13 protein-coding genes are annotated in these 11,583 nt (G+C 71.4%); 9 read left to right on the top strand and 4 right to left on the bottom strand.

The genetic code is table 11. From position 1 onward, the window contains the following. Positions 1-194: 194 nt before the first annotated feature. The gene (locus ACJ73U_RS39440) at positions 195-479 is read right to left on the bottom strand and encodes a hypothetical protein (RefSeq protein WP_407782888.1); all 285 of its coding nucleotides are present in this window, start codon (positions 477-479) and stop codon (positions 195-197) included. A gap of 109 nt (positions 480-588) precedes the next feature. Between ACJ73U_RS39440 and ACJ73U_RS39435 the strand changes: the two genes are divergently transcribed. From ACJ73U_RS39435 to arfB, 6 genes are all read left to right on the top strand, one after another. Further along, the gene (locus ACJ73U_RS39435) at positions 589-1,284 is read left to right on the top strand and encodes a maleylpyruvate isomerase N-terminal domain-containing protein (protein ID WP_407782887.1); all 696 of its coding nucleotides are present in this window, start codon (positions 589-591) and stop codon (positions 1,282-1,284) included. 142 nt (positions 1,285-1,426) lie between these two features. Beyond that, positions 1,427-2,923 (top strand): amidophosphoribosyltransferase, encoded by a 1,497-nt coding sequence (gene purF / locus ACJ73U_RS39430; protein ID WP_407782889.1) that lies wholly within the window; start codon positions 1,427-1,429, stop codon positions 2,921-2,923. Between the two features lie 173 nt (positions 2,924-3,096). Beyond that, complete coding sequence (gene purM / locus ACJ73U_RS39425) at positions 3,097-4,182, top strand: phosphoribosylformylglycinamidine cyclo-ligase (protein WP_407782886.1); 1,086 nt, start codon at positions 3,097-3,099, stop codon at positions 4,180-4,182. Between the two features lie 141 nt (positions 4,183-4,323). After that, on the top strand, positions 4,324-4,839 hold the full coding sequence (locus ACJ73U_RS39420; protein WP_407782885.1) for a SigE family RNA polymerase sigma factor: 516 nt from the start codon (positions 4,324-4,326) through the stop codon (positions 4,837-4,839). Continuing rightward, a complete protein-coding gene (locus tag ACJ73U_RS39415; protein ID WP_407782884.1) occupies positions 4,836-5,660 on the top strand; it encodes a hypothetical protein in 825 nt (274 codons plus the stop codon). Before ACJ73U_RS39420 ends, ACJ73U_RS39415 begins: the two co-directional genes overlap by 4 nt. Continuing rightward, complete coding sequence (gene arfB / locus ACJ73U_RS39410) at positions 5,653-6,081, top strand: alternative ribosome rescue aminoacyl-tRNA hydrolase ArfB (RefSeq protein ID WP_407782883.1); 429 nt, start codon at positions 5,653-5,655, stop codon at positions 6,079-6,081. Before ACJ73U_RS39415 ends, arfB begins: the two co-directional genes overlap by 8 nt. Here arfB and ACJ73U_RS39405 read toward each other — a convergent pair. The 3 genes from ACJ73U_RS39405 to ACJ73U_RS39395 all read right to left on the bottom strand — a co-directional run bounded on the left by ACJ73U_RS39405 (position 6,064) and on the right by ACJ73U_RS39395 (position 9,054). Beyond that, the gene (locus ACJ73U_RS39405) at positions 6,064-6,672 is read right to left on the bottom strand and encodes a TetR/AcrR family transcriptional regulator (protein ID WP_407782882.1); all 609 of its coding nucleotides are present in this window, start codon (positions 6,670-6,672) and stop codon (positions 6,064-6,066) included. The two genes, arfB and ACJ73U_RS39405, sit on opposite strands and share 18 nt — an antisense overlap. 88 nt (positions 6,673-6,760) lie before the next feature. Then, positions 6,761-7,462: a response regulator gene (locus ACJ73U_RS39400; protein WP_407782881.1), complete on the bottom strand. Its 702-nt coding sequence runs from the start codon at positions 7,460-7,462 to the stop codon at positions 6,761-6,763. Further along, positions 7,459-9,054 carry an ATP-binding protein gene (locus ACJ73U_RS39395; protein WP_407782880.1) on the bottom strand — a complete coding sequence of 532 codons (1,596 nt, stop codon included), beginning with the start codon at positions 9,052-9,054 and terminating at the stop codon, positions 7,459-7,461. The genes ACJ73U_RS39400 and ACJ73U_RS39395 overlap by 4 nt, the downstream gene beginning before the upstream one ends. Positions 9,055-9,386: 332 nt before the next feature. On the opposite strand from ACJ73U_RS39395, the gene ACJ73U_RS39390 reads away from it, so the two are divergent. The 3 genes from ACJ73U_RS39390 to ACJ73U_RS39380 form a co-directional block, all read left to right on the top strand. Continuing rightward, the gene (locus tag ACJ73U_RS39390) at positions 9,387-10,370 is read left to right on the top strand and encodes a Bug family tripartite tricarboxylate transporter substrate binding protein (protein WP_407782879.1); all 984 of its coding nucleotides are present in this window, start codon (positions 9,387-9,389) and stop codon (positions 10,368-10,370) included. Next, positions 10,371-10,910, top strand: coding sequence for a tripartite tricarboxylate transporter TctB family protein (locus ACJ73U_RS39385; protein WP_407782878.1), 540 nt, complete (start codon positions 10,371-10,373; stop codon positions 10,908-10,910). A 1-nt stretch (position 10,911) separates the two neighbouring features. Continuing rightward, positions 10,912-11,583: tripartite tricarboxylate transporter permease (locus ACJ73U_RS39380; protein WP_407782877.1), on the top strand; the 672-nt coding region annotated here is incomplete at its 3' end.

Raw genomic sequence — 11,583 nt, 5'->3', positions numbered from 1 at the left:
CTGCGCGAACGCGTCCGCGGCGGTGCCCCGCCAGGAGGGGACGGTCGCGAACGACGCCTCGTCCAACGCGGCGCGGGCGGCGGCCAGCGGCTCCAGGGTGGACCGGACCCGGCTCGCGTCGCCGCCGGCCAGCCGAGCGTACAGCTCCTCGGGGTCGGTCACCGCGTCACCTCCCCCGCTCCGTGGCGCTCCGCTCACAGGTCCTCCCGGCGCAGGTACTCGTCCGCGCTCGCCACCAGGCCGGTCGCCGTGTCGGTGACCCAGGCGGAGCCGCGCCGGAAGTCGTCCTCGTAGCGGCCCGCGAAGTCCGCGAACGCGGCCGCCAGCTCGTAGGCCGCGTCGACCTCACCGAGCGCCGCCGGTGTGAGCTGTGCCACTGACAGGTGGGTTCCGGCTCTCGCCACGGCACTCGCGCTCGCGTGGAAAATGCCTGATACGGCACGCAACGCCGCGGGATCGACCTCGTAACCGTCGGCCATTGACCGACCGTAACCTGAGCGGTGGGGGCATAGGGTTGCTTCTTCGGAAGCTCTGTGCGTACGGGAAGGGACAGCGACGATCGTGTGGACGGCCAGCAGGTGGACCGCCGTGTTCGCCGAACAGGCCGGGCTGTTCCGTACCGCGGTCGCCACCGCGGATCTGAAAGCCGACGTGCCCTCCTGTCCCGGGTGGACGTTCCAGGACCTGGCGCTGCACGTGGCCCGGTTCCTGCACACCGCGACGCGCTACCTGACCAGCGGCAGCATCGTCGAGTTGCGACCCGTGCCGGTGCGCCGCGACGTCGATCCCCTCAAGTACCTGGACGAACAGCTCGCGGCCGCCACCCAGGTACTGCGGCACACGTCCGGCAACCGTCCGGTATGGACGTTCTCCCCGGCGGCGCCCGACCTGGCCTGGGTGTGGCACCGCCGCGTCGCCCACGAGCTCAACCTGCGCAGGTGGGACGCGCAGGCCGCGCTCCGCACGCTCACGCCGACCGACCGCGACCAGGCCGCGGATGCGATCGACGAGCTGCTCGGCACGCTGCTCGCCGCGCGGCTGCGCGCCGACGCCTCGCCGACCGTGAAGGGCACGGCCCTCGTGGCGTGCACGGACAACCCGCAGGCCTGGCACGTGCGACTCGCCCCGGGGGTGGCCCCGGAGGTGCGGGTCGCCGGGCGGGACGAGCAGGCGGACGCGCGACTGTCCAATCGCACCGCCAACGTGCTCTACCAGCTGTGGAGCCGAATGCAACTCACCGGATCGGGTGACCTGGCCGTGCTGCGCGCACTCCGGATGAGTTGACCGCCACGCGCCTGTGACCCGGCGCACGCCGCGGGACGACCTACACTGGAGTTACTCGACGCCGTCCCCGCAGGGAGTGCTTTCGGTGGTCACCGACCAGACCGGCCGTATCGACGACACCGACCAGGACACGAACCAAGACATCGACCGACCAGAACCCGAGCCCCGTGAGGAATGCGGTGTGTTCGGGGTGTGGGCCAAGGGCGAGGAAGTCGCCAAGCTCACCTACTTCGGCCTCTACGCACTGCAGCACAGAGGGCAGGAGGCCGCCGGCATCTCCGTGTCCGACGGCGAGAAGATCGTCGTCTTCAAGGACCTGGGTCTCGTCTCCCAGGTGTTCGACGAGCAGGTCCTCGTCTCGCTGCAGGGCCACATCGCCGTCGGCCACTGCCGTTACTCCACGACCGGGTCCACGACCTGGGAGAACGCGCAGCCGACGTTCCGCACCACCGCCACCGGCAGCGGCATCTCGCTCGGCCACAACGGCAACCTGGTGAACACCGCCGAGCTGGCGGACCGGGCCCGTGCGCTGGGTGTCCCCATGAGCCCCGGCGCCACCACGGACTCCGACCTGCTGACCGGGCTGCTCGCCGCGTCCGCGGCGGACGTGGGCTTCGAGCAGGCGGCCCTGAAGCTGCTGCCGGACGTCCAGGGCGCGTACTGCCTGGTGTTCGCCGACGAGACGACGCTGTACGCCGCGCGTGACCCGCACGGCGTGCGCCCGCTCGTGCTCGGCCGGCTGGAGCGCGGCTGGGTGGTCGCGTCCGAGACCGCCGCGCTGGACATCGTCGGCGCGTCGTTCGTGCGTGAGGTCGAGCCCGGCGAGCTGCTGGCCATCGACGAGCACGGGCTGCGGTCCTCCCGGTTCGCCACCCCCGACCCCAAGGGCTGTCTCTTCGAGTACGTGTACCTGGCCAGGCCGGACACGCACATCGCGGGCCGGTCCGTGCACGCCACGCGCGTGGACATCGGGCGCCGGCTCGCCGAGGAGTCGCCGGTCGAGGCCGACCTGGTCATCCCGGTGCCGGAGTCCGGCACGCCCGCGGCCATCGGCTACGCCCAGGGCTCGGGCATCTCCTACGTGCAGGGCCTGGTCAAGAACGCGTACGTGGGCCGGACCTTCATCCAGCCGTCGCAGACCATCCGCCAGCTGGGCATCCGGCTGAAGCTCAACCCGCTGCGGGACGTGATCCGCGGCAAGCGGCTGGTCGTGGTCGACGACTCGATCGTGCGCGGCAACACCCAGCGGGCCCTGGTCCGCATGCTGCGCGAGGCGGGCGCGGTGGAGGTGCACGTCCGGATCGCGTCGCCGCCGGTGCGCTGGCCGTGCTTCTACGGCATCGACTTCGCCTCCAGAGCCGAGTTGGTCGCCCACGGGCTGGACCTCGACGGCATCCGCCGCTCGATCGGCGCGGACTCGCTGGGCTACGTGTCGCTGGAGGGCCTGGTCGCGGCCAGCGAGCAGCCCCGCACCCGGTTGTGCACGGCGTGCTTCGACGGCAAGTACCCGATCCCGATCCCGGGGGAGACGCAGATCGGCAAGTACCTGTTGGAGGGGCTGGAAAGAGGGGTCGCGGGCTCCGCCGCCCCCGTCGTGCCGGCGGGCTATGGTGCATCGGACGCACTCCAGCGTCCCTAGCCCCTACCCCCCACCGAGGCCATGAGCGGAGCTTGCGGAGCGAATCATCGATATCCAGGACGGCACCTCGCCCGCAGAGGGCGCCGGTGTGGCGGAGCCCGCGGAGCCGTGAGCGGAGCTTGCGGAGCGAACCGGCGGACACCGCGGCACCCCGCAGTGGGCGAGGGGGCGGCATGACCGACGCCAGCGCGAGTCCGGATTCCCCGCACGCCACCTACGCGGCGGCGGGCGTGAACATCGAGGCGGGCGAGGAGGCGGTCGAGCGGCTCAAGCCGTTCGCCGAGAAGGCGTTACGGCCCGAGGTGCTGGGCGGCATCGGCGGGTTCGCCGGGCTGTTCAAGCTCAGGCTCGACCGCTGGCGGGAGCCGGTGCTCGCGTCCTCGACGGACGGCGTCGGCACCAAGATCGCGGTCGCCCAGGCGCTGGACGTGCACGACACGGTCGGCATCGACCTGGTCGCCATGGTCGTCGACGACCTGGTGGTGTGCGGCGCCGAGCCGCTGTTCCTGCAGGACTACATCGCCGTCGGCACGGTTGTGCCGGAGCGGATCGCGGCGCTGGTCAAGGGCATCGCGGAGGGTTGCGTCCAGGCCGGCTGCGCGCTGCTCGGCGGCGAGACGGCCGAGCACCCGGGCCTGATGGCCGACGGCGCGTACGACCTGTCGGCCACCGGGGTCGGCGTGGTCGAGGCCGACGCGGTGCTGGGGCCGGAGCGGGTGCGGCCGGGTGACGTGCTGATCGGCATGGCGGCGTCGGGGCTGCACTCCAACGGCTACTCGCTGGCCAGGCACGTGCTGCTGGACATCGGCCGGATGGCGCTCGGCGGGCACGTCGAGGAGTTCGGCCGCACGCTCGGCGAGGAACTGCTGGAGCCGACCCGCATCTACGCCAAGGACTGCCTCGCGGCCGCCGCCGAGGCCGAGGTGCGCACGTTCGCGCACATCACCGGCGGCGGGATGGCCGCCAACGTGGCGCGGGTGATCCCGAGGGGCCTCAAGGCGCGGCTCGACCGGGGCACGTGGACGCCGGCGCCGGTGTTCTCGCTGATCGCACAGCGGGGGCGGGTCGAGCGGCTGGAGATGGAGAAGACGTTCAACATGGGCGTCGGCATGGTGGCCGTGGTCGCGGCCGAGGACGCGGACCGGGTCCTGGCCGTGCTCACCGCCCGCCACGTGCCCGCCTGGGTGCTCGGCGAGGTCGCCAAGGGCGGCGAGGACGGGGTCCGCGCCGAGCTGGTCGGCAACCATCCCCGGTTCTGAGCGGAGATCGCGGAGGGAAACATCGGCTCCTGACGCAACAGGAGCACCCTGATGCGGCGTTTAGGGGTTGGTCGGCATTGTCTGTACAACCGATCCGATTGCCATGCCGTATGACGGGTAGACCGAGAGGAACGAGGGGGCGTGCAGGACCGCGACGCCGAGTTCGGGGAGTACCTCGACAGCCGGGCTGCGGTCATGCGTCGAACCGCGTACCTGCTGTGCGGGGGTGACTGGCATCGGGCGGAGGATCTCGTGCAGACCACACTGACGAAGATCTATGTGGCCTGGCCGCGGATCCGGCGGGACGGCAGCGTCGACGCGTACTCCCGCAAGATCATGGTGCGGACGGCGATCGACGAGTCGCGCAAGGCCTACCGCAGGCGTGAGTCGGTCGTCGAGGAGCTGCCGGAGGTGCCGTCGGCGCCGCGCCACAGGGTCGAGGACGCGGTGGACGTGCGGCGGGCGCTCGCCCAGCTGCCGGCCGGCCAGCGCGCGGTCGTGGTGCTGCGGTACTGGGAGGACCTGTCGGTCACCGAGACCGCCCAGACACTCGGTAAGAGCGAGGGCACCATCAAGAGCCAGGCCGCGAAGGGCCTGGCCACCCTGCGCAGACTGCTCGGATCCGGCGACCTGGCCGGGGCTGGTGACGCCGGATGACCGACGGCGCCGACGACGTCAAGGACCTGCTCGGCAGGGCGTTCGGCGAGGAGCCACCCCTGCGCATCGACCGCGACCAGGTCGTCGAGCACGGCCGCAAGCGCTTGCGCAGGAAGCGGTTCCTGGAGGCCGGCGGTGTGGTCGCCGCGGTCGTGGTGGCCGCGGTCGGTGCCGCGACGCTCACCAACCTGACCGGCTCGTCCGCGCCGGAGAAGCTACCCCCGGCGGCGAGCAGCACGTACCAGGCGCCGCCGGGCCCGGAGCTCCCGCTGACGGCCTCGACGACCCCGCTGCCGCCGACCAGCACCGAGACGACCCAGTCCCCACCACCCAGGGCGCTCGTCGCGCTGGACCCGGCCACGCTGACCGCGAAGCTCTACGCGACGGGCGTGCTGTCCGCCACGGAGGCACTCGCACTGCCGGGCCAGTCGGGCAGGGTCGCGTTCACGACGGCCGGCGAGCAGGCTGTGTACCGGGCGGACGTGATCAGGCCGCACGCACAGGGGTTCCTGCAGATCGTCATCGGAACCACCACCGGCATCGGCGGTGCCTGCGCGGCCACGCCGCCGGACTCCACCACGGACTGCGAGGTCAACCACAAGTTCGGCACCGACGTCGTGGTGAACCGTCACGTGGACGGGAACGGTCAGCGCAGCACCGTCGCCTCCGCCGTCCTGGCCAACGGTCTGCGGGTCTCCGCGACGGCGACGAACCTGACCGTCCGCGCGACCAACGCGGGCGGCAAGGGGGACGGTTCTCCACCGGTGCTGACCGAGGACGAGCTGTGCATGCTGATCACGAAGGCCGGGTTCGGTGCCTGACCTGGAGGTCGACCCGCGCTTCACGGTGCCGGCGACGGAGCTTTCCGAGCGGTTCTCCCGGTCGTCCGGATCGGGCGGCCAGGGCGTCAACACGACCGACAGCCGGGTCGAGCTGTCGTGGGACGTCGCGTCGTCCCCGTCGATCCCCGAGTGGCTGCGGGAGCGGCTGCTCGCCCGCCTGGCCAGTCGCCTGGCCGGCGGCGTGCTGACGGTGGCGGTCAGTACGCAGCGGGCACAGCTGGCGAACCGGGCGGAGGCCCGGGAGCGGATGGCGGCGTTGCTGCGCGCGGCGGCCGCGCCACGACCTCCGAAAAGGCGGCCGACGAAGCCGAGCAGGGGCGCCAAGGAGCGCCGGCTGGCGGAGAAGAAGCGGCGCGGCCGGACGAAACAGGGCCGCCGCCCCTCAGGGCTGGACGAGTAGCGCCAGCACCTTCTCGAAGAGGTCCTCGGGCAGGGCGGTCGGGTCGATCGAGCGTTCCACCGCGTAGCCGTTGGACAGCGCTATCAGCGTGATCGCCAGCTCCTCGGCGCTGATCGGCAGGGTGACGCCGTGCGTGTCGGCCGCCGTCGCGATGGCGCTGGCCACGGTCGCCCTGATCTCGCGGCGTTTGGCCGCCAGCTTCGTCATCACCGTCTGGTCGTGGACGGCCACGGTCCAGTACTCCAGCAGCAGCTGGTGCCACGTGGTGTCCTCGATCATCGACGACAGCAGCCGGGCGCCCGCCGCGCGTACCGCGTCCGGGGTGGACAGTTCGCCGTCGAAGACCGCCGTGACGACCCGCATTCGCTCGATCAGGTGACATTCCATGATCGCCAGCAGGAGCTCGTCTTTACTGGCGAAGTTGGAGTACACGGCACCCTTGGTGAGCCCCGCCTCCGCCGCGATCTCGGACAGCGACGTGTTGGCGATGCCCTGCCGCGCGAAGACGGTGACCGCCGCGGCGAGCAGCGCCTCCCTCGTCTCCGAACGTGGGGGACGGCGGCGGCCCGCTGGTGGTGTCGACTGCGTCACGCCAGAAAGAATACTCGCGGGTACTCAATACCGTTCGGTATCGAGGTGGAGAGTCTCGCGTTGGCCACCGGCCGGCGCGCAGCTCCTGTCAGGAGACCCAGTAGTAGCGGCGTTCTGGTCGGCCGGTGCCGTAGCGGAGCCGGACGCCGGCCTGGCCGGTCGCCACGAAGTGTTCGAGGTAGCGGCGGGCGCTGACGCGGGAGATGTTGATGTGTGCCGCGCAGCCGGCCGCCGAGATGTCCTCCGCGGACTCCCGGAGGACCTGCTCGACCAGTGCCGCCGTCTCGCCGGACAGGCCCTTCGGCAGCTGGGCGGCGCCGCTCGGCCGGCCGCCGAACACCTGGTCCACATCGGACTGGCCGGCCTCGGACAGCGCGCCGAGCCGTTCGTGCAGGGCGGCGAAGTGCTTGAGCTGGTCGTACAGGGCGGCGTAGGTGAACGGCTTGATCAGGTAGTGCAGCACGCCGCCGCGCATGGCCGCACGCACCGTGTCGACGTCGGTCGCCGCACTGATCACGATGACGTCCGTGGCGGCGCTGCCCGACGCGCGCAGCTCGCGCAGCACGGAGACGCCGTCCATGTCCGGCAGGTAGATGTCGAGCAGGACCAGGTCCGGCCGCAGCTCCTCGACCGCGCGCAACGCGTCCGTGCCCGTGTGCGCCACGCCGACGACCTCGAAGCCGGGCGTCTTGGCGACATATCCACTGTGGACCTTCGCCACCATGAAGTCGTCGTCGACGATGAGCACGCGGATCTGCGCCGGACGGCTCGTCCCGTACCCACCGCTCATGCTCTGACCCCCAGGCGCGCGGTGAAGACGGCGCCGCGTACCTCGACCGAACCGCCGCGGCGGCGGCACGTCTGGCGGGTCAGCGCCAGGCCCAGCCCGCGCTGACCGCCTTCCTCCGCCGCCTTCGTGGTGAAGCCGTGGCGGAAGATCTCCTCCGCGAGGTCCGGCGCCACGCCCGGGCCGGAGTCCGTGACCACCACCAGTACCTCCTCGTCGTCGTGCCGGATGTCGACCTCGATCCAGCCCGCGCCGGGCAGCGCGTCGATCGCGTTGTCCACCAGGTTGCCGATCACCGTGACCAGGTCCGCCGACAGCGACTCGTCCACCTCGCCGAGCCGGCTCGACGGGGTGAGGCGCAGCCCCACGTTGTGCTCCGCGGCCACGCTCGCCTTCGCGATCAGCACAGCGGCGACCGCGGAGTCGCCGATCCGCTCGCTCACCTCGGCGTGCCACGCCTCCCGCGTGTCGCTCACGCGGCTCACGAAACGCCGCACCTCGTCGTACTCGCCCAGCTCGATCAGGCCGGCGATCGTGTGCAGCCGGTTGGTGAACTCGTGTGCCTGCGCCCGCAACGCGTCGGTCGTGCTGCGGTTGGCGTCCAGCTCGTGTTGCAGGGCGACGATCTCGGTGCGGTCCCGCAGCGTCACCACCGCGCCGACCGCGGTCTCGCCCGACGAGATCGGCATCCGGTTCATGATGAGCACGCGGCCGCGGCGCAACGCGATCTCGTCGGCGCCGTCGCCCGCGCGGCCGGTCAGCACGTCCACCAGCCGGTCGTTCAGGTCCAGCTCACCGACCTCGCGCCCCACCACGTCCGCCGGCAACGACAGCAGCAGCCGGGCCTGGTCGTTGACCAGCGTGATCCGGTGGACCGTGTCGAGGCCGACGACGCCCTCGCGGATGCCGTGCAGCATGGCCTCGCGGTGCTCGACCAGCCCGGCGATCTCGCGCGGCTCCAGCCCGAACGTCTGCCGCTTCACCCGGCGGGCCACCAGCAGCGACCCGACGACGCCGATGACCGTCGCGATGCCGAGGATCAGCAGCGCCTCACCCGGCGAGTTCACGATGCCCTCGAGGAACGTCGGCGTCGCGACCCCGGCGGCCACGAAGCCGACGACCTGGCCGCAGTACCTGCCGTCATCGGTGTCCCGGGGGCCGCAACCGCCGATGACGGGCACGTGCGCCACCAGCGAGTCGCCGACCACCCCGACCCAGGACCGGCCGTCGCGGATCATGGAGGCGCCGATGGCCAGCTTGGTCTTCACCTGGCGCGGGTCCGGCGAGGTCAGGATGGTCCGGTCCGGCAGTGCGATGATCACGAAGTCGGCGCCGGACAGGTCCTCGACGTTCCTGGCCAACGGCGTCAGCTGGTAGTACCGGGTGGGCTTGGTCATCGCGGGCCGCACGGCCGGGGTGGCGGCGACGTCCTCGGCCACCGAGAGGAGGCGGCGGCCCTCGTTGTCCTGGAAGCTGTTGTTCGACTGGATGGCCGAGAAGACGGTGACGGCGGCGAGCAGCGCGACGACGATCAGCAGCTGCCAGCTCAACAACTGCCGCGACAACGGCGCCCGGTCGCCCACCCACCTCCCCATCCCACTTCACCCTCCTCGTGACCAGAACGAACACAACGAACCCTGTGCGACTAAGACCACGAAGACGGTAGCCCCCAGGCACCATCGGCAGGCAAACCGTGCCGGGAGCGAGGCGACGGAGCGGGCTACGAGGACGATTCCCCAGCTTCGCCGGCAGTGGTCCGGCAGGCGGTTGCGATCCGAGGCGGCTCGCCGCGAATCGTCCTCGGTCCGGACTGACGAGCACGGAGGCCGGCGAGGAACGAGCCCGGGGACTCCGCGAGCAGGAGGGAAGACGGCGCCTTGAGCGGAGGAGCGAAGCGACCCAGACTCAACAGAGAGGCTCGATGTGCATGAACGCGAAAGCCCTGATCGCGGCACTCGTTGCGCTCGCCGCGGTGCTGCTGATCCCCCCACTCGTCTCCGCGGGCGGTGACGACGGTCCCGGCGCCCAGGTGCGGGGCCTGCGGATCCTCGTGCCGAACACCCCCGGCGGCGGCTACGACATCACCGCCAGGACGGCCGCCAAGGCCATGGAGGACGCGGACCTCACCCGCAGCGTCGAGGTCTTCAACCTCCCCGGCGCGGGCGGCACGGTCGGCCTCGGCCGGCTGGTCAACGAGGCCGGCAACGAGAAGCTGATCATGTCCATGGGCCTCGGCGTCGTCGGCAGCGTCCACACGAACAACTCGCCGTCGTCGTTGCAGGACACCACGCCGATCGCGCGGCTCATCCAGGAGCCGGACATCGTGGTGGTGGCCAAGGACTCGCCGATCCGGGACGTCGACCAGCTGATACAGGAATGGAAGGCCGACCCGGGCAAGCTGGCGGTCGGCGGCGGGTCGTCGCCCGGCGGCCCGGACCACCTCGCGCCGATGCTGTTCGCCAAGGCCATCGGGCTCCCGCCGAAGAACGTGAACTACGTGCCCTTCGACGGCGGCGGCGAGCTGCTCGCGTCGGTGCTCGGCGGCAAGATCGCGTTCGGCGTGTCCGGCGTCGGCGAGTACCGGGACCAGATCGAGTCCGGTGACCTGCGGGTCCTCGCGGTGACCAGCAAGGAGCGCATCAAGGGCATCGACGCGCCGACGCTGCGGGAGTCCGGGGTGGACGTCGAGTTCACGAACTGGCGCGGGATCGTCGCGCCGCCGGGCATCTCGCAGAACGACACGGACAAGCTCGTGCGCCTGTTCACGGACCTGCAGGACACGAAGGAGTGGCGGGAGGCGCTGAGCACGAACGGGTGGACGCCCGCGTTCCTGCCCGGCAAGAAGTTCGGCGACTTCCTCGCCGAGGAGAACGACCGGGTCGCCTCGGTCCTGGCGGATCTGGGGCTCTAGATGACGACCACGACCGAGAAGACCGAGAAGGCGTCCTGGAAGGACCGCTCCGAGCTGGGCATCTGCGCGTTGCTGGCGGTGCTCGGCGTGTTGGTGCTGGTCGACGCGATCCGCATCCCGACCGACTTCGCGCAGCGCGGCCCGGTCGGGCCGAAGGCGGTGCCGATCCTCGTCGGCGTGCTGCTGCTGGTGACCGCGGCGCTGCTGGCGCGGGACGTGCTGCGTGGTGGCCGTGGCGAGGCCATGAAGTGGGAAGGGGAGGAGGGTGGGGGGGAGGACATCGACCTCACCGCACCGAGCGACTGGCGCACGGTGTTGTTGCTGTCGGCGGCGTTCCTGGCCAACGCGGCGCTGATCGGCGTCGTGGGGTTCCCCATCTCCGGCGCGATCCTGTTCTGGGGCGCGGCGTACGCCCTGGGCAGCAGGAACCCCGTGCGCGACCCGCTGATCGCGGCGGCCATGTCGATCCTGACGTTCGTGCTGTTCAACAACCTGCTCGGGGTGCCGCTGCCGGGCGGCCCGCTGATGGAGGTGTTCTGACGTGAACTCCCTGAGCCAGCTCATCGACGGGTTCGGCACCGCGCTGACGCCGCTGCACCTGCTGCTCGCGGCCATCGGCGTGCTGCTGGGGACGTTCATCGGCGTGCTGCCTGGCATCGGCCCGGCCATGGCGGTCGCGTTGCTGCTGCCGGTCACCTACGGCCTCGACCCGACCGCCGCGCTGATCATGTTCGCCGGCATCTACTACGGCGGCATGTTCGGCGGCTCGACCACGTCCATCCTGCTGAACACGCCGGGTGAGACGGCCGCGGTGGTGACGGCCATCGAGGGCAACCAGATGGCCAAGCGCGGCCGGGGCGCGCAGGCGCTCGCGGCCGCGGCCATCGGGCACTTCGCGGGCGCGATGATCGGCACCATCGGCATCGTGCTGCTGGCGCCGGTGATCGCGTCGCTGGCCGTGGACATCGGCGCGCCGGACTACTTCGCGATCATGGTGCTGGCGTTCATCGCGGTGACGTCCGTGCTCGGCAAGTCGCGGCTGCGCGGGTTCGCGTCGCTGCTCATCGGCCTCACGATCGGGCTCGTCGGCCTCGACCCGCAGAGCGGCCAGTCGCGGCTCACGTTCGGCTCGCTCCAGCTGGCCGACGGCATCGACATCGTGATCGTGGCGGTCGGCCTGTTCGCGGTGGGCGAGTCGCTGTGGATCGCGTCG

Source organism: Actinophytocola sp. (genome assembly GCF_045807065.1).
Classification (GTDB): domain Bacteria; phylum Actinomycetota; class Actinomycetes; order Mycobacteriales; family Pseudonocardiaceae; genus Actinophytocola.
Note: the sequence above shows the minus strand (reverse complement) of the source record. Positions and strands in the feature narration are given on the sequence as shown.